This is a genomic window from Vibrio sp. 779(2023), from assembly GCF_033344285.1.
GTDB lineage: Bacteria > Pseudomonadota > Gammaproteobacteria > Enterobacterales > Vibrionaceae > Vibrio > Vibrio alginolyticus.
In genome coordinates, this window is record NZ_JAWPOM010000002.1 from 310,001 (window position 1) to 327,556 (window position 17,556).

A 17,556-nucleotide genomic window follows, 5' to 3' on the forward strand; every position below is an offset into this window, starting at 1 on the left:
CGTTAGAATCGCACAGATTAAATTTCATAATACAGTTGGCTAATGTATGGTACTCGAACTCAGTTTTATCTTTTTCTCTTCTTTTGCTACTCTCTTTTTAATGCGAAAAGTAGCAAAAAAAGTAGGCTTAGTTGACAAGCCCAACGCTCGAAAACTGCACAACGGAACAATCCCTTTGGTTGGTGGAATATCTATTTGTCTAGTTCTAGCACAGTTCCTTACATTCAACCCAGAGACTATAGAATACAGCTGGCTATATCTGACTTGCATATGCACCTTGACTACTATCGGAGCTGTTGATGACAAGATCGATCTGAGCTTCAAAATTCGTATGGGGATTCAAGCTGCGCTTTCTATTGCCATGATGAAAATCGCGGGTATTGAGCTACATAGCCTGGGAAACATGTTCGGTTTTGGTGAAATATCTTTAGGTTGGTTTGGAGGTTTTATCACAGTCCTGGCGGTAATCGGTGCAATAAATGCGTTCAATATGGTAGATGGTATTGATGGTCTGCTAGGTGGCCTCTCCATTGTGACATTTGGTGCTTTGGCATTCTTGCTCCAAGTCGATAGCCAACATGGCCTTGCTTATCTGTGCGTCGTAATCATTATAGCTATGCTGCCGTATATCTTTATGAATCTGGGAATTCTTGGAAGGGAAAGAAAGGTATTCATGGGGGATGCAGGAAGTATGATGATCGGCTTTACCGTTATTTGGCTTTTATTAGGAGTTAGCCAAACTGGAAGTTCAGAGCCACTAATGAGACCGGTCACTGCTCTTTGGCTGATAGCGGTCCCATTAATGGATATGGCTGCTATTATGATTAGACGAGTTCGTCGTGGAGATTCTCCATTTAAACCTGACCGTGAACACTTACATCATATTTTCCAACGCCTTGGATTAAGCTCGAAACAAACACTCTGTGCCATCTGTAGCATTGCAACTCTATACGCTTCGTTTGGCCTTTATGGCGAGATAACAAAGATTCCTGAAGCCATCATGTTCTATGTGTTTATTACTTGCTTTATCATTTACTCAATTATACTTGCTTACATATGGCGCATCACAAGTTTAGTTAAAAATAAATTCACACCAAGTGACAAACCAAAAACTCTGAAGCAAAAAGCTAGCTAGAATGGTATAAGCTGCAATTAACCGACAATTCTATCGACTTTGCATTTCATATAATAACCGCCTACTCTGTAGGCGGTTATTATAACCAAAACGAACACATCAATACGTCAGTTCATACAACCTTGATATTTCGCTCCACGTATAACGCTTTGATGCGATCTGTTCCATATAGCATGCATTCTTCGCTAAGTCTTCTTCAGAAGTACTATCAATAATCTCCCTCAATTGTTTTTCATCTTTGAAGTACAATGCCTTATCATCCGTACTATAACGATTAAATGAACAATCAAATGCCAAAACTGGGATACCAAAGTGCATCATTTCGACTAAAGATGGATTTGTTCCGCCAGCTGAATGTCCATGCAGATATAACGAACAACACTTTCTAAGTCGATACAACCTGTCTAAATCATAAATAGGATCTAGTAACTCAATATTTTCGAAACTTCCATATTTATTTCTGAGTTCCTTACCAAAAGTACTGGATTCCCAGTTTCCAACGAACTTTATTTTTTTAGATATTTTAGAAAAAGCGTCTAAAATCATTTCTACGTTATTTTCAGGTTCAATACGGCATAAACCTAACGCATAATCACTAAACTCACTTTTTAATATCCCTTCATCGAGTGAGTTTCTAATTGCATGGTCACCACCATAGGCGATTGTTACATTATATTTACCATATTCACTATAGACGTAATCACCAATTGCTTTATTGTCGGTGACAACAACGTCTGAAAACTTAACAGCTATTTTTTCAGAAATTTTTAGAAACTTCTTGATAGCCCATCCCCATTTATCACGCTTCCATTCTAGCCCATCAATATTAGTCACAACTTTAGCTCTAGATATTAGCTTGAAAATTGGTAAAAAAATACATCCCGATACGCCGAGAATTAAAACCACATCTGGTTTTAGCTTAAAACATTTGATCAAAGAAAAAATATCATAAGGTATACTTTGCATACCGTTTGCTTTTAGCGGTAAATATAGCAACTCTGCATTATTATACTCTTCCATTTTCTCTTGGTAATGATGAGAAGAACAGAATACCGAATACCTTATCTGCTTACTGCTATTCTTTGTTAGATTTTCGACAAGTGACTCAAAGCCACCATAACAAGCAGGAATTCCGACAGTACCTATAATTGCGACCTTCTTCATAGTAACTGTTCCAATTCATATAATAGTGGGGCACTCGCATCTTTATTAGACAATACTGGAGGTTGGCTCAATGGCCACTTAATTCCAATATTCTTGTCATTCCATATTATGGAATGTTCAGCACTAGGATTGTAGTAATCTGTACACTTATAAACAAATTCAGCTTCATCACTTGTGACATAAAAACCATGAGCAAAACCTTCTGGTATCCATAATTGATGCTTATTGGTCTCAGAAAGAAAAACACCAACCCATTTGCCAAAAGTAGGAGAGCCCACCCTGATATCTACAGCAACATCAAAGACCTCACCTTTTACGACTCTGACAAGCTTTCCTTGCGTGTTTTCAGTTTGGTAATGTAAACCTCTTAAGATTCCTTTTTTAGATTTTGAGTGATTATCTTGCACAAACTGAGTTGGACGACCTGTCACTAAATCTTCGAATTTTTTCTGCTGCCAAGTTTCCATAAAGAACCCCCGCTGATCTCCAAACACCTCAGGTTCAATAATCTTAACATCAGGGATTTCCGTGTTAATTACTCTCATGGTCATAATCTCGTATATTATTAAGTGCAGTCATCCAAGAACTAGTAGTGATACCAAAAATATTGTGGATTTTCGAACAGTCTAAACGAGAGTTCTTAGGTCGTTCTGCAAGTGTCGGGTAATCTTCTGACTTGATTTTCCTAACCTCAGGAAGAACGTCTAAGATATCTCTTTCTTTTGCTTTTACGAAAATTTCACACGCAAATTCATGCCAACTAACGTGTGGCTCACCAGAAAAATGATAAATACCGTACACTCCGTTACCCGCACTGAGTTGATCCATAATAGAAATCAGAGCAGAAGCAATATCACCAGCATATGTAGGACCGCCAAATTGGTCCCCAATCACTGCTAACTCGGGCCGATTTTTTGCTAGTTTAAGCATCGTTTTTACAAAATTATTACCACTCTCACCAAAAACCCAAGCGGTACGTAGGATAACGTGTTTAGAACAATTGTCAGTAACAACTCTCTCACCCTCTAGCTTACTTCGGCCATAAACAGTTTTAGGGTTTGTTGGATCTGACTCTCTATAGGGAGATGGCTTAGTACCATCGAATACGTAGTCGGTAGAAATATGGAGTAGAGTACATGAGTTAGCCTCAGCAGCTAAAGCCAAATGCTTTGGGCCATCACGATTCAAGAGATAACTTAGTTCAACCTCGTCCTCCGCTTTATCGACCGCAGTATAAGCCGCTGCATTGATGATTACTTCAGGGGAAATATTCGATACAGCTTCTGTAACACTTCTAGCACAAGTAATGTCTAGTTCGTCTCGGTCATAAGCTATAACCTCTACATCTGGCCTTCCGCTTAATAACTGAACTACACATGAGCCAACTTGTCCTTTGGCTCCGGTAATAAGAACTTTCATAATTACTCCCACCTCCCCTTATTTATAATCATTAGCTAAACGGCATAGATATTGACCGTATTCATTTTTCATCATTGGTTTGGCAATATCTAATAACTCCTCATTGGTCAACCAATCGTTTCTCCAAGCAATCTCTTCAAGGCACGCAACTTTTAAACCTTGGACATGCTCTATCGTTTGAACAAATGATGAAGCTTCGTGCAAACTTTCATGCGTCCCTGTGTCCAACCAAGCGAACCCACGCCCTAAGAGTTCTACATTTAAAGAACCATCTTCTAAGTACATTTGATTCAATGAGGTAATCTCTAATTCACCCCTTTCTGATGGCTCAACTTTCTTCGCCCACTCAACTACGCGGTTGTCATAGAAATACAAACCTGTAACGGCATAATCCGATTTAGGCACCATTGGTTTTTCTTCAATTGAAATCGCGCGACGTGATTCATCAAATTCAACGACTCCGAAACGTTCAGGATCTTTCACCTGATATCCAAACACAGTCGCCCCACTTTTACGACGAGCAGCGTTTTGCAACGTTTTAGAAAATGACTGCCCATAGAAAATATTGTCACCAAGGACTAAACATACCGAGTCTGAGCCGATGAAGTCTTCACCTATGATAAATGCCTGCGCAAGTCCGTCAGGACTAGGTTGAATTGCATACTGCAAATTGATCCCGTAATCAGAACCATCTCCCAATAACCTTTTAAACCCAGGTTGGTCTTCAGGAGTTGTTATGATTAGGATATCTCTAATTCCAGCTAACATCAGCGTTGAGAGTGGATAGTAAATCATTGGTTTATCATAAATAGGAAGCATTTGCTTGGAAGTACCTCTGGTCAGGGGGTATAGACGTGTACCAGAACCTCCGGCTAGAATTATACCTTTCATAAGCTTCAAGCTTCTCCAAGTCGATTCAGTTGATATTCACCAGACAATACTCGTGACCACCAACCTTCATTATTTAAATACCATTCAACCGTCTTTTTAATTCCACTTTCAAAGCTTTCTTCCGGTCTCCAGCCTAATTCACACTCTATTTTAGTCGCATCAATCGCATAGCGGATATCATGACCTGGTCGATCTTTAACAAAGCAAATAAGATCTTTGTAACTAGAAATACCACCTGGTTTAGTAGGTCTCAACTCTTCAAGCAAATCACAAATAGTTTCAACAACCTCTATATTTTTCTTTTCGTTATGACCACCAATGTTATAAGTTTCACCAACGTTTCCTTCCGTTAACACCTTGTATAGAGCCCTTGCATGATCCTCAACAAACAACCAATCACGAACTTGACACCCATCCCCATAAACTGGCAGTGGTTTTCCATGGATAGCATTTAGGATGATATGAGGTATTAACTTTTCGGGAAAGTGATAGGGACCGTAATTATTTGAACAATTCGTCACAAGTATAGGCAAACCATATGTTCTCCCCCAGGCTCTTACTAGATGATCAGAGCTCGCTTTGCTAGCGGAGTAAGGGCTACTAGGTTCGTACGATGTTTCTTCAGTAAACAGCTCTGTCGTACCTTCTAAATCGCCATACACTTCATCTGTTGAAATATGATGAAAACGGAATCTGTCCTTAGCTTCGCTATCTAAACCTAGCCAATAAGAGCGAGCCGCTTCCAACATGTTGAACGTACCGACTATGTTTGTTTGAATAAATGCAGAAGGACCATCAATAGAACGATCAACGTGGGACTCTGCAGCTAAGTGCATTATCGCATCAGGCTTATGCTGGTAAAAAACTCTCTTAAGTTCGTTCGAGTCACAAATGTCTATATTTTCAAAAATATAACGACTCCCATCTTCGATGTTTGGTATGGATTCAGTATTGCCCGCATAAGTGAGTGCGTCGACATTAATTACTGTGTCAGGGGTATCAAACAATATATGACGAACTACCGCTGAGCCTATAAATCCGGCCCCACCGGTTACTAAAATTTTTTTTGTTTTCATAAAGTCACTTAGGTAAATAAAGGAAAGTACGCTTACTTGCTAGCATTGATAAAATAACGATAAAGATAACACTTGAGCTTAAGATGAATGGAAATAGAGAAGACATAAAATTACTACCATATAGTACTGCTGCTCCTAGACCAAAAAATAGGTCCTTTGGAAAACCAAAGCATCTTATAAAAAAGAAACCTCTTAATAAAAAAGCGATATATAGAGAGAAGAAAGGCACTGAATAAAATCCAAACATAGATACCGCGTCTCCCATTAAAAAACTACTCAAGTAGTTCATTCTGCCACTAATATAGGCATCATAGAATAGCATTTCAGTCAAACGCTGAGCTGGAGCTTGAAAATCAGCGAGCTTGAAAACTTCACCAAGGTAGAAAATTATATCAAAAGGCTCCGCAATGTTTACATCGTTAACCCAGAGTCCAACAGAATAGTAATAAGGCGATATTTGACTAACAAATAGGCGAGATATCAAATATAATATTAATTGTTGAAAATCATAGTCTGGATAGGTCAAAGAAAATATTAAAACCAAGACACCAAAAAGAAAAACAAATGTTAAAAACAATGAGGATAGGTTTGTTTTCCGCTTATATGATCTCAACTTACAAGAACAATAAAGCAAATAATATATTAAAAGATAAGCAACAAGCTTTGATTTAGACAATTCAAAACTTACATGGTAGACAGCACAAAAAAAGCTAATCAACAATAACAATTTCGCTTTACTTTTTAATATTGATTTTCTGTTTTTGGACAAAACAACTCGGGCTAAAAATATAAAACTGAGTACAATAGAAAGCTCTTTAGCAAAAAGACGTCGCACTAATGTTGGTACGGCTGTTGAGTTATGCAATCCCGAAGTCCGCATTACAGCAAGATCTTGTGCAGACATGCCTGAAAACATCGCTTTTTGAGGGATACCATAAACCACTAAGATAAGTAATGTTGAAGCCACCATTAATGACGTTAATAATATTAATATATTAACACTGCAAAAAGAGTCTTCCTTTCTATCAATTTTCACATAATCATAAGAACGCTCTTTTGCATTAAATAACGCCGAAACTAACAACCAACAAACAAGAAAAATTAAAACACCTACCAATCCCCATTCATACCCACCAGGCATCACTCGTTTTAAAACAGAATTAGTGTCTGGCAAGTTATAAGCGAGAATAGACCCAAACCCCAACAGAACAACGATATTAAATAAAATAAAAAATCGAAATTCATAAGACGAAACAATGGAATATGCTTTAGGATTCAATACTTGCCGGTATAATATATAAGAAGTTAGCAAAAAGAGTAAAACTTGTAAAATTACATATATCATACGAGTCCCAATTTAGACATTAATTCTTCTTTATCATCATTAATGTTTAATTTAAATCGGTCAAAATCTTCAAGAGCTAAAATTTGTTTTATTTTTTCGGCAATGTCCTCACTGTCACGACTAGTAGATATCAAGCCCTCAATTGACTGTGATACAAAATCTAACGAATATGAAGGAGATATAGAAAGAATTGGAAAGTTTGATTTGATGTAAAACCAAAATTTCGAAGGTAACAGATCTCGGTTAGTTGTGTTAGATATCACAAAACAGTCGAAATCTTCAGATATTTTTGACAGTTCTTCTGAAGGAACTTCCTCTCTAATTTCAATAAAATTAAATAACTTAGTATAAAAAAATCGTTCAATGGCATTAAATCTACCTAGCATTGTAAGGGTTATTCTTTCCCCTTTATCGTTGAGCATTTTGATAGAGCGGCACAAGCAGATCAGATTCTGGCCAATGGAACTTTTCAGCAACCCTCCAGTATATAATAATCGAAATTCACTCTTGTTATTTACATTGCGTTTAATAGAATAATTTTGATTGTTAAATACAGATATATTGAGTAATAAATACATCGGCAATTTATATTTATTTTCGTAGTGTCTTTTAAGACCAGGAATATTGGTCGACAAAAGATCTGCTTCTTTTATTTTATCTTCCAAAGACAATAACTTACTTTTATATCGCCACCTTTCCATTCGACTCCAAAGTGACTCAAAATAAATTCCATCCCTGATATCGAGAATAATCTTACTTCTGCTGTTTTTAGAAACAAATTCACATACAGAGTATTCAGGGCAGCATAATACTACGACATCATATATACCAGAGTTAATCGCTTCATTAACTTCTACAACCCAATCTTGGGGTAGTTCAGGGTAATGGCCTAGGGAAAAATTTATTAATCTATGAAAAACCTTTTGAAAGAGTCCTTTATTTTTATCAGAGTTAGGGAATGAAATATCAACGTTGTGCCCCTTAAAAAACTCTTTCCATAATAAAGTCCTTTTACCACCTGGATTATTACCATTCTCTCCGTAATAATTTACTATCAACACATTGCTAGCAGATATCACTCACTCAACCTCCGTTACTTTTTCATAGAGTTTTTTCTCAAACTTATCTTCAAAACTACTGTTATGCCAGAGTAGAGTAAAAACACCGTTTACCTGTTTACATTGTTCTTTAAGAAAAGAAACTCTTTCCATAGCTCTGTTAAAACTGTTTAATCCTTCATACTTGGTTGAAAGTATTGAAGCATCCATACAAACTAAAGGAAACTCGCTAACACTAGTAGATTTGTCATTTTTCAAATCATATAACTTGAATGGATGACATGTTCCACACCTAAACCCTGAAAGATCAGCATAACCAATGCTTGAATCTACGTTGATATTGCCTGATTCCAACCATTCAGGTGTATTAAATGCGTCCCATTTTAAGAAGTGAGTACGACTATGCAACTCTTCACCTTCAAAAAAAGCTGCTGAGTTTTTGAATTTATTAACGTTGAGCTCAAAAATGGCTTTATCAGTGGTAGAGTCATATGACGGGTGGATACCTATTATATGCCCTCTATCTTTTATCTCCTCGAGGAGCGTTGTAACCACATGAGATTCAAGGCTCAAATTAGAATCAAACGTTGATGTATTGTAAGGAATAAAATAAAAAATGACCTTTCGACCATTCCTTTCATTGACATCCATAATATAACGCACATTTTCAGTAAAAATATCGTTCTGATATATATTCATACTCGAAAAAAGGAACCTTTTTGCCAGTCTCACAGATCGGAAAAACTTTCTTTCCTTTAATAAAGAAGTAATGAACTTTCTACAAAAATATTTATAAGAATGAAGATAGTATTCTGTTGGATAATCAACATCGCAAGAAACAAGTGTTGTGAAGTTATCCTCTTTTTTTCGGTTAATATCTATTAGTTCAAGTTCCTCTATCACCAATTCGATATACCAATCAACAACAGGAAAGTCTAAGAAATTATGTTTAAAAGCAAAAGAGTCCTTAGCAGAAAATCTTTGATGATCATCAAGTTGTTTATTTTCATTTAACTCTTCTATTCTCGATAGCATAAAGAAAATAAAACCAAAAACATCCACATCCGTAATTTTATCAACCTTTCCATTAGAAAAATCAATAACAGGAATTTCCTTTCCTTTCGATAAAATATCTACCTTATCTAAGCTAAGTATTTTATCAACTTTCAAATCACCAAACTCGGAATCCCAAAGAAAAAGTGGAAAACGAACGTTCTCTCCATTATTTTCAATTATAACAGATAATTCGTTGTTTAAGTCGTTCCTAACTTTTATATCGTATTCGACCCCCAATCTTTCTTGAAAAACATAATTTATCGCATAAGCTAACTTGTTCGAAATAAAAGGAACAGAAACAGTAATCATCGTCTAACACCAATAACTCTAGCAGGGTTGCCCGCAACGATAGTTCCTTCAGAAACATCCTTAGTGACGACACTTCCTGCTCCTACCACCGCACCGTTCTCTACTGATACACCTTTTAAGATAATAGAACCAGCACCAATCCAAACATCATTCCCAATATTGACAGGACTATCATGATGCGGTTGTAATCTCATTAATTTATTTGCATTTATTCCGTGATCTCTAGACCAGATTATTACCTTTGGCCCGATCATAACATCATTGCCTATATTAATGTTACCCAAGAAGTGACACCCGGCATTTATATATATATTATTACCAATTGTAATTAGCTTATCACCAATCACTCTCGTATTGTCTTCAATCTTACCACCGCCAGAAAATTTTACATTGTAAATAACAGAACTAGAAGCAATCGAAACATCGAGTTTGTTTTTTATTATTCTATATCTGATTCTTGTTCTGATATTTCTAATTATTTCTTTAAGCATAAGCGTCCTATCATCTTAAATAAAACTAACAAGCTGTATAGAAATGGCTTTATATCTCCCTTGTCAAAGATCATCCATACTCTTCTTTTACTACCGAAAACATTGTGTTTGAAATGTTTTAAGTAACCTTTTCTAGTAAGAAGGTTAGGGATTTCATGAAGCATCAAGACTGTATGGATGCTATCTTTTGTTTCTTGTTCATACCTAATAACATCCTCCTTAATAGCAGACTTGAAAAGTGACACATGCAGGTTTACACCACTTGAAGAACCTACTTTATTCCACATCATGGAGCGTAAATTGACTTCCATTAATTTGAAACTATTATCTCTGTTATCATACTTAAATTCAGGCTCTATAACACCACAGACATCCAATTCTGAAACAAGTCTTCTACCTTGCTCTAACACTTCTTCGGCAAATTCATTTGACGCACTGCACACTACGCCATAATTGTCCGGATATTGTGTAAGCTTTTTTCCTGCCCATTCACTTTTAATATCACCGTTTTTATCTTTGAAACAGGTATATGCATATATATTTGTGTCATTTCCTGGCACAAACTCAGATGCTAAAAAACCTACCCCGTTTTTCAAATGAGAATTAATCAGGCTTAGATTTTGACTAAGAGCTTCTAAGTCTTCTAAATACAGGTTTCTGAATACGGGAACAGAAAGATCTTGCCGAGTAATAGGTTTAATAATAATTGGGAATGTTAAATTTTCTAAATCACTAACGGATATCGAATCTTCTATATTTTTACTTCTCGGGTAAGGTACACCGATGTGTTCACATACTTGATATTGATAGCTCTTATCTAGGGCTTTCTTTAGACTTTTTTCATTGATAGGGATATAACAAAAGGAAGAAATCTCGTTATAAATATCAGCTAACATTTCCAATTGCTTATCATCTGTTGGAAATATAACTATGTAATCATAATCATCTTTCAATCCAATAATTTTATCTTTAAGATCTGATAAGCAAGGTGACAGAGATGAAACTGATACAAGTTTGTTGCTGTATCTTGCAATAGAACGTCCATAATCAAATAAGACCAGATCTCTTATACCATTTTCATAAAGTTCGGATACAATAGAATATCCATTAACATGTCCGCCTAATATTAAACCACAAACTTTATTATGCATAGACTACCTTATTTAAATTGTTTAGCGCCCTAACCTTGCATATTTCATCGTGATGAAAATCAACACTAAATATAAGACAAAATTGGTTGCTGATAATATATATAAAAAACTTAAAAATGATAATTCAAAATAATCAGAACAATACATTACTAAGATATTTAAAAGTAAGAGAATAACTTGCCAAATCAATGATATATGTTGTTTTTCAAAGATACTATTTGTACAACTAAGAGACGAAGCAATAAACCTCACAGCGAAAAATGGGATTAATATTTTTGCATATGAACCAGCGACCATCCATTCATTTCCAAATACTAATTTGAAAACTTCCTCCACTAGAAAGAATAGAGGCGTAAAAAAAACAAATGTCATTATAAGTAGCTTCATCAAAGCTGCTTTGTAAGTAATCCATGCACATCCAGTACACTTCTTCTCTTCTGTTGCTTGCTGAAAATATACCTGACCTATCGAATTACCTACTATAGTCGATGGTAACCCCAAAATTCTTTGGGCTAATGCATAGAAACCCAAAGTACCAACGGAATAGAAAATCGAAATTAGCATGTTATTCAAGTGAATTGCCAAGTTATTAGCTAAAATTGCCCACATTGAAAATTGAGGAAACTTTTTATATCGTTTGCCTAAGGCCCTAACTTTCAACAGGTTAAGCTTATAACAAGAATAATCTCTTCTTACACTTTTAAATAATGAAATATTACTAAGCAGACTTCCTACAACTTGACCTACAATTAACCCATTAAAACTAGATGCATAATAGGAAAGCGAAAGCTGTGTAGCACACATAGATGTGGATTGAGTAATTTTTGACCTGGCGATAGGTTTGTAAAGAGATTTCCTTGTATTTAAGTAGTTTAGCGTATTATATATTCCTGTAGAGAAAATAACTAAAGGAATTAGGTAAAGCCATAATCCAATACTTTTATTTCCTAATAGTAATTCTATCTTTTCATTAAACAACCATACTATCAGGAGAGTAGTTAAAGATATGGTAATAGCAATGATTAAGCATAATCCTGCTACGTTATATGCGTCCTCATCTTTCTTTGGAAGCATTATTGCTAATTCATACCTTGCGTTTGCAATAGAGCCAATAGTTAGTGTTATACCTACAAAAATAGCCAACAAACCAAAGTCTTCTGGTGTATAAAGGCGTGTAAGAATAGGGGTTATTGCTACAGGAATGGCTTGCCCTATTATCGTCCCTGATAATAAGGTTATTAAATGTCGATTAAACTTACTATTCATATCCCAAACAACTTGCATAACCATGCATAGGTAAGCTAAACACCTGCTTTGAAAGTTTTTCCGCAATAGGAAAGTCACCATCATTATAACCTAGATGAACAAAGGCAGTTTGTTGATGCATACAAGTTCTGTAATAAACCATCGTTGGAATACCTAGGTTTTCGAACTCTTTTATTGACGCCTCACGACTATCACTACGAAGAGTGTATTGTGCCCATGAACTTGTGTAGCCTTGAGGTAATTTAGGAACGATAAATTGCTCAGCGTACTGCTTAGCATATGCTTCCGCTAACCTTTCTCTTGCCCCTAGCTCCACTGAAAACTCTGCCAACTTCTCTAGCAAAATAGCAGCTTGAATGGTATCAAGGCGGCTGTTTACACCAATGCGGACGTTATCATACTTATCAGAGCCTTTACCATGAATTCTCAACGAGCGCAGTAGCGCTGCGTAATCATCGTTGTTAGTAAATATAGCACCCCCATCACCATAGCAACCTAATGGTTTGGCAGGGAAAAAACTAGTAGTTGCAATATCACCAAATGCACCCGCCATCTTGCCATTCAATGTCCCACCGAAACCTTGAGCGGCATCTTCAATTAACTTTAAGTCATACTTCTTGGCAATTGCTTCAATTTCAACGTAATTGGCAGGAAGACCAAACAAGTCTACAGATACAATCGCTTTGGGAACCAATTTTCCTTCTGTAATTACGCGTTGAATACGTTTTTCTAAGTCGACGGGACAAATATTGAAGGTACTTTCTTCGGAATCAACGAATACAGGAGTCGCGTTTGCGAAGGCGATAGTCTCTGCTGTTGCAAAGAAAGTAAATGTAGGGCAGAAAACCGCATCCCCTTCTTTAATATCTAGCGCCATCATCGCGAGTGTTAACGCATCAGTGCCATTTGCACAAGTAATAGCGTGTTTTACACCTACATACTCAGCAAGTCTCTCTTCAAGCTCAAATACTTCTGGTCCCATAATGTAATGGCCATGGTCAAGTACTTTATGAATTCGAGCATCAATTTTTGTTTTTAAGTGTTTGTATTGTGCTGCTAAGTCGATAAATTGCATTGTTATTATTACTCTTCAACAATGGTTAATGTGGTGCCTTCAAGTCGATATACTGTTTCTGTATGAGGGCAGGTTATAGTTTTGTTACCTTCTAGTGGCAAATCAAGTTGCTCGCCATATTGGCTCATCCAGCCAATTTGCTTAGCAGGAACGCCAACCATTAAAGCAAAAGGTTTTACACATTTATTCACAACTGTACCAGCACCAATGAACGCGTACTCACCAATAGTAATACCACATACAACGGTACAGTTTGCTCCTAAAGTCGCCCCCTTTTTCACGATAGTGTCTCGATATTGATCTTTACGTTCAATAAGAGAGCGAGGGTTGTAAACATTCGTAAAAACCATGCTTGGTCCACAAAAAACGCCCTCTTCTAAATGAACGTTATCGTAAACAGAGACGTTGTTTTGAATTTTACACTGGTCACCAATGGTCACCTTATTACCAACAAAGACATTTTGCCCCAGAGAGACGCCACGACCAATTTGAGCACCGGAACACACATGCGCCCAGTGCCATACTCGGGAACCTTCGCCGATGTTAGCACCATCATCTACAATGGCAGTTTCATGCTGAAAGAAGCTCATAGCTACTCCAAATGATTAAAGGGAGCATTCGCCCCCTTATTATGGATTAAAGACGGATGTCAGCTTCGCCGACACTTAAGACATGTTTCACATCGTATAAAACGTGGCTGTCTTTTCCTAAACGGCGCAAAGCCTCTACGCCCATCGCTTTAGTCTCACTATGGTCCACCGCCAGTACGATACCGTCATAATGACCTTCTTTCAGCTCATCAATGAGCTCAATACCATATTCATGGCGAACTTCTTCTTTTGAAGCCCAACTATCGTATACATCAACCGACATATTAAAGTCTTGCAGCTCTTTGATGATGTTGATGATTTTTGTGTTACGAACATCAGGACAATCACCTTTAAAGGTAAAACCTAATATCAGTACTTTTGCTTCATCAATATGGATTTTTTTACTCGCCAGCTTTTTCACTAATTGTGTCGCGACATATTCGCCCATACCATCATTGATACGACGCCCTGCCAAAATAACTTCTGGACGGTACCCCACCTCTTGAGCTTTATGAGTTAGATAGTATGGGTCAACACTAATGCAGTGCCCACCGACCAAACCTGGCTTAAATGGTAGGAAGTTCCATTTGGTACCTGCCGCTTTCAATACTTCTTCAGTATCAATGTCTAAGCGGTTAAAAATCTTCGCGAACTCATTAATGATGGCAATGTTCAAATCACGCTGAGTGTTTTCAATAACCTTAGCCGCTTCAGCAACTTTAATGGACGAAGCTTTGTGCGTACCAGCAGTCACAATTGACGCGTAAACTGCATCAACAAAATCAGCAACAGCGTCTGTCGAACCCGACGTAATTTTAGTGATAGTCGTGAGTCGATTCACTTTATCGCCTGGGTTGATACGCTCAGGGCTGTAACCAGCAAAAAAGTCTTGGTTAAAAACCAATCCTGACATTTTTTCAATGATAGGAAGGCATACTTCTTCTGTCGCCCCTGGGTACACTGTTGATTCGAAAACAACAATATCACCTTTCTGAATAACTTTAGCCAGTGCTTCAGAAGCTTTCTTTAATGGAGTCAAGTCGGGCGTGTTTTCTTCTGTGATTGGCGTTGGCACCGTCACCACATAGAAATTACATGCTTGCAAATCTTTCAATTGATGGGTGTATTGCAAAAGAGGTGCGCTTGCCAATTCTTCTGGCGAACACTCTAGAGTAGAATCTTGACCACTCTCAAGCTCTTGAACACGAGCTACATTGATATCAAAGCCCAACGTTGGGTATTTCTTACCAAACTCAACCGCAAGCGGTAAGCCTACGTAACCTAGACCGACGATGCCGATATTCAAATTATCTAATTTCATTTGTTATCCAAAGTATTATAAATTCAGAGGCAAACCGATTTCTTTACCGTCACGAGCGGAGCGATAAGTGCTAATAAGCAGCTCTAGTGATTTCAAGCCTTCACGGCCATCGGTTTCTGGCTCAGCTTTACCTCGTAAAACGTCAGCCACATTTTGAAAATAAGGTGGGTGACCAAAACCATATACAGATGTGGTCTGGTAGTTCGCGCTATGAATATCTTTGTCGTAGTCACGCTCATCTTCAAACAACCACTCTTGAATATCATTCACCGCAACACCACCAATTCTCACGGTGCCTTTTTCGCCAAGAATAGTTATCGAACCCTCAAGATTTTTTGGGTAAGTACACATAGTCACCGCCATTGAGCCAAGAGCACCATTGCGCCACTTAATATTCACCACTCCTGTATCTTCAACATCAATATCACGGTGAGTAGACGTCATGGCATGAACTTTCTCTACCGGACCAATCAACCAATGCATTAAATCCACATAGTGTGTAGCTTGATTCATAAAGGCACCGCCATCCATATCCCAAGTACCAGACCATGCAGCTCGGTCATAGTACTCTTGCGGCCTTGTCCAAAACACATTCAGATGAACCATATGAATTTTGCCAAAACGTTGATCTGAGATGGCACGCTTTAACAACTGTAACGTCGAATTACGGCGATTCTGTTTAACGACAAATAATCTAACACCTTCTTCATCACATGCTTTAACCATCGCAAGGCCGTCAGCCCATTTTGTAGCCATTGGTTTCTCAGTGATAACATTAACTTTAGCTTGTGCAGCTTTAATAGCTTGAGATGCATGAAGTCCGCTAGGGGTGCATAGAGTTACCAAGTCTAATTTCTCAGCGGCTAGCAAATCATCCAGGGAAAGATACCCTGGAACATCATATTTATCGCGATGCTCTGCTAAAACTTTGGAGTTGTTGTCACAAACGGCTACAAGTTCAAACTCAGAGCTTAATTGCTCAATAGAATCAAAGTGGTTTTTCGATATCCTTCCACATCCAACTACTGCTATACGTATTTTGTTATCATGTTTCATAATAATTTCTTACTATTCGAGTTTATTTAAGCTATCGGTTTAGATGTTCAAAACCAACGTTACAAATTATGAGTCAAGTCGTATTCCATCAAGTTGACTCTCTACCTCTTTAAACTAGTTCTTTCTTTTGATTAATAAGAAGTGTGTTAATACATAAAAAACACCCAGTAAACCGCCAAGCAAAACACCAAATATACAGATCAATGCTCTACGGGGCTCAGTGCTCACTTCGGGAATAACAGCTGGGTCTACAGTTTTGAAAATAAACTCTTCCTGTGCTTCCGCAAGCATTAAGCTTTTAGTTTGCTCTTCTATCAGTTTATAAAATGTGCTCTGCATATCAGCAATAGCAGTTTTTTCTAATTGCTGATTAAGATATACAAGATTTTTCGATGTTTCATTTATAGTTCGCTCTCGCATAACCTTATTAATATCAGATATTAGTAGCTCAACCCATTGCTTAGCCAAGTAAGGGGAATAGTATGTAATAGATATATTGTAAAGCCCTCCTTCACTATTTTTTCTGATACTAAAAATATCCTCGACAAATACTTTGTATGCTTCTTGTCCTGAAGGCTCAGAACTTCTTAAACCTTGAGCGCTTCTTAACCATTTATCGTTTTTTATATCATAAACACTGTCATCAAGTACTAGTTGATCCGTGTCCAAATCCCAACCTTTAGCTGCCATTATTGGAATAAGCAAGTCATGATCCCTTATAAAACCCTCGATAAACTGACGTGACTTCATAACTTGAACAGCTAGATCCGTTTGAGATGATTCGGCACTTCCGATGTTTACCCCAGCTAAAGCAGCTAAGCCTCCCAGTTGCCCAGCCATACCTGACAACCCACCGCCGTTTGAGGTTTCTGCCGGTGCCAATAAAGCATCAGCTTTATATCGATCTGATAAGCTTAATGCATATAAAACAGAGCCAACGGCAAATACAAATGTCGTCGCTATAATAATCCATTTACCTTTCCACAATGCGCCAAACAACTCGCGGAGGTCAATTTCATCTTCAGTGGATTGTGGTGGGTAAGGGAGGTAGTGTGAATTGGGTTCTTTTTGTGGTTCCATGATTCTTTGATCCTAAGCTCTGAAATTCATTTTAAGACTCAGAGATTGGTGAAATTTGAAAGATTATTCTCCG

The 17,556-nt window shown here is 37.4% G+C and carries 17 protein-coding genes; 1 reads left to right on the forward strand and 16 read right to left on the reverse strand.

From position 1 onward, the window contains the following. The first annotated feature begins 46 nt into the window (after positions 1 to 46). A complete protein-coding gene (gene wecA / locus R8O70_RS04060) occupies positions 47 to 1,135 on the forward strand; it encodes a UDP-N-acetylglucosamine--undecaprenyl-phosphate N-acetylglucosaminephosphotransferase (protein WP_213964567.1) in 1,089 nt (362 codons plus the stop codon). A 99-nt stretch (positions 1,136 to 1,234) separates the two neighbouring features. On the opposite strand, the gene R8O70_RS04065 is transcribed toward wecA, so the two are convergent. From R8O70_RS04065 to R8O70_RS04140, 16 genes are all read right to left on the reverse strand, one after another. Further along, the gene (locus R8O70_RS04065) at positions 1,235 to 2,299 is read right to left on the reverse strand and encodes a DUF1972 domain-containing protein (protein WP_258624996.1); all 1,065 of its coding nucleotides are present in this window, start codon (positions 2,297 to 2,299) and stop codon (positions 1,235 to 1,237) included. Next, positions 2,296 to 2,844, reverse strand: coding sequence for a dTDP-4-dehydrorhamnose 3,5-epimerase (gene rfbC / locus R8O70_RS04070; protein WP_213964569.1), 549 nt, complete (start codon positions 2,842 to 2,844; stop codon positions 2,296 to 2,298). Before rfbC ends, R8O70_RS04065 begins: the two co-directional genes overlap by 4 nt. Next, positions 2,831 to 3,718, reverse strand: coding sequence for a dTDP-4-dehydrorhamnose reductase (gene rfbD / locus R8O70_RS04075; protein WP_374041083.1), 888 nt, complete (start codon positions 3,716 to 3,718; stop codon positions 2,831 to 2,833). The genes rfbC and rfbD overlap by 14 nt, the downstream gene beginning before the upstream one ends. A gap of 18 nt (positions 3,719 to 3,736) precedes the next feature. Beyond that, complete coding sequence (rfbA, locus tag R8O70_RS04080; RefSeq protein ID WP_213964571.1) at positions 3,737 to 4,609, reverse strand: glucose-1-phosphate thymidylyltransferase RfbA; 873 nt, start codon at positions 4,607 to 4,609, stop codon at positions 3,737 to 3,739. A 5-nt stretch (positions 4,610 to 4,614) separates the two neighbouring features. After that, on the reverse strand, positions 4,615 to 5,685 hold the full coding sequence (gene rfbB, locus R8O70_RS04085; RefSeq protein WP_213964572.1) for a dTDP-glucose 4,6-dehydratase: 1,071 nt from the start codon (positions 5,683 to 5,685) through the stop codon (positions 4,615 to 4,617). A gap of 4 nt (positions 5,686 to 5,689) precedes the next feature. Then, complete coding sequence (locus R8O70_RS04090) at positions 5,690 to 7,030, reverse strand: hypothetical protein (RefSeq protein ID WP_213964573.1); 1,341 nt, start codon at positions 7,028 to 7,030, stop codon at positions 5,690 to 5,692. Further along, positions 7,027 to 8,109 (reverse strand): hypothetical protein, encoded by a 1,083-nt coding sequence (locus R8O70_RS04095; RefSeq protein ID WP_213964574.1) that lies wholly within the window; start codon positions 8,107 to 8,109, stop codon positions 7,027 to 7,029. The genes R8O70_RS04090 and R8O70_RS04095 overlap by 4 nt, the downstream gene beginning before the upstream one ends. Next, positions 8,110 to 9,453 (reverse strand): polysaccharide deacetylase family protein, encoded by a 1,344-nt coding sequence (locus tag R8O70_RS04100; RefSeq protein WP_213964575.1) that lies wholly within the window; start codon positions 9,451 to 9,453, stop codon positions 8,110 to 8,112. Continuing rightward, positions 9,450 to 9,944 (reverse strand): DapH/DapD/GlmU-related protein, encoded by a 495-nt coding sequence (locus R8O70_RS04105; RefSeq protein WP_213964576.1) that lies wholly within the window; start codon positions 9,942 to 9,944, stop codon positions 9,450 to 9,452. Before R8O70_RS04105 ends, R8O70_RS04100 begins: the two co-directional genes overlap by 4 nt. Next, the gene (locus tag R8O70_RS04110) at positions 9,929 to 11,095 is read right to left on the reverse strand and encodes a hypothetical protein (protein ID WP_213964577.1); all 1,167 of its coding nucleotides are present in this window, start codon (positions 11,093 to 11,095) and stop codon (positions 9,929 to 9,931) included. The genes R8O70_RS04105 and R8O70_RS04110 overlap by 16 nt, the downstream gene beginning before the upstream one ends. Positions 11,096 to 11,116: 21 nt before the next feature. Beyond that, positions 11,117 to 12,361, reverse strand: a complete 1,245-nt coding sequence (locus R8O70_RS04115; RefSeq protein WP_258625006.1) for a lipopolysaccharide biosynthesis protein — start codon at positions 12,359 to 12,361, stop codon at positions 11,117 to 11,119. Next, positions 12,354 to 13,436, reverse strand: a complete 1,083-nt coding sequence (locus R8O70_RS04120) for a DegT/DnrJ/EryC1/StrS family aminotransferase (RefSeq protein ID WP_105068314.1) — start codon at positions 13,434 to 13,436, stop codon at positions 12,354 to 12,356. The genes R8O70_RS04115 and R8O70_RS04120 overlap by 8 nt, the downstream gene beginning before the upstream one ends. Before the next feature lie 8 nt (positions 13,437 to 13,444). Further along, positions 13,445 to 14,026 carry an acyltransferase gene (locus R8O70_RS04125; RefSeq protein ID WP_105068313.1) on the reverse strand — a complete coding sequence of 194 codons (582 nt, stop codon included), beginning with the start codon at positions 14,024 to 14,026 and terminating at the stop codon, positions 13,445 to 13,447. A gap of 46 nt (positions 14,027 to 14,072) precedes the next feature. Further along, positions 14,073 to 15,347, reverse strand: coding sequence for a Vi polysaccharide biosynthesis UDP-N-acetylglucosamine C-6 dehydrogenase TviB (gene tviB, locus R8O70_RS04130; protein ID WP_105068312.1), 1,275 nt, complete (start codon positions 15,345 to 15,347; stop codon positions 14,073 to 14,075). A 15-nt stretch (positions 15,348 to 15,362) separates the two neighbouring features. After that, a complete protein-coding gene (locus R8O70_RS04135) occupies positions 15,363 to 16,403 on the reverse strand; it encodes a Gfo/Idh/MocA family protein (protein WP_105068311.1) in 1,041 nt (346 codons plus the stop codon). Positions 16,404 to 16,517: 114 nt separating this feature from the next. After that, entirely contained in the window at positions 16,518 to 17,483 is a 966-nt protein-coding gene (locus tag R8O70_RS04140) for a Wzz/FepE/Etk N-terminal domain-containing protein (protein WP_213964580.1), read from the reverse strand. Positions 17,484 to 17,556: the final 73 nt, after the last annotated feature.

What these genes read in the sequence shown, in the direction of transcription:
- rfbD (WP_374041083.1), bottom strand. Translation starts at nt 3,718, where the DNA reads ATGAAAGTTCTTATTACCGGAGCCAAAGGACAAGTTGGCTCATGTGTA.
- R8O70_RS04120 (WP_105068314.1), bottom strand. Translation starts at nt 13,436, where the DNA reads ATGCAATTTATCGACTTAGCAGCACAATACAAACACTTAAAAACAAAA.
- R8O70_RS04125 (WP_105068313.1), bottom strand. Translation starts at nt 14,026, where the DNA reads ATGAGCTTCTTTCAGCATGAAACTGCCATTGTAGATGATGGTGCTAAC.
- R8O70_RS04090 (WP_213964573.1), bottom strand. Translation starts at nt 7,030, where the DNA reads ATGATATATGTAATTTTACAAGTTTTACTCTTTTTGCTAACTTCTTAT.
- R8O70_RS04135 (WP_105068311.1), bottom strand. Translation starts at nt 16,403, where the DNA reads ATGAAACATGATAACAAAATACGTATAGCAGTAGTTGGATGTGGAAGG.
- rfbB (WP_213964572.1), bottom strand. Translation starts at nt 5,685, where the DNA reads ATGAAAACAAAAAAAATTTTAGTAACCGGTGGGGCCGGATTTATAGGC.
- rfbC (WP_213964569.1), bottom strand. Translation starts at nt 2,844, where the DNA reads ATGAGAGTAATTAACACGGAAATCCCTGATGTTAAGATTATTGAACCT.
- wecA (WP_213964567.1), top strand. Translation starts at nt 47, where the DNA reads ATGGTACTCGAACTCAGTTTTATCTTTTTCTCTTCTTTTGCTACTCTC.
- R8O70_RS04115 (WP_258625006.1), bottom strand. Translation starts at nt 12,361, where the DNA reads ATGAATAGTAAGTTTAATCGACATTTAATAACCTTATTATCAGGGACG.
- rfbA (WP_213964571.1), bottom strand. Translation starts at nt 4,609, where the DNA reads ATGAAAGGTATAATTCTAGCCGGAGGTTCTGGTACACGTCTATACCCC.
- R8O70_RS04110 (WP_213964577.1), bottom strand. Translation starts at nt 11,095, where the DNA reads ATGCATAATAAAGTTTGTGGTTTAATATTAGGCGGACATGTTAATGGA.
- R8O70_RS04065 (WP_258624996.1), bottom strand. Translation starts at nt 2,299, where the DNA reads ATGAAGAAGGTCGCAATTATAGGTACTGTCGGAATTCCTGCTTGTTAT.
- R8O70_RS04140 (WP_213964580.1), bottom strand. Translation starts at nt 17,483, where the DNA reads ATGGAACCACAAAAAGAACCCAATTCACACTACCTCCCTTACCCACCA.
- R8O70_RS04100 (WP_213964575.1), bottom strand. Translation starts at nt 9,453, where the DNA reads ATGATTACTGTTTCTGTTCCTTTTATTTCGAACAAGTTAGCTTATGCG.
- tviB (WP_105068312.1), bottom strand. Translation starts at nt 15,347, where the DNA reads ATGAAATTAGATAATTTGAATATCGGCATCGTCGGTCTAGGTTACGTA.
- R8O70_RS04105 (WP_213964576.1), bottom strand. Translation starts at nt 9,944, where the DNA reads ATGCTTAAAGAAATAATTAGAAATATCAGAACAAGAATCAGATATAGA.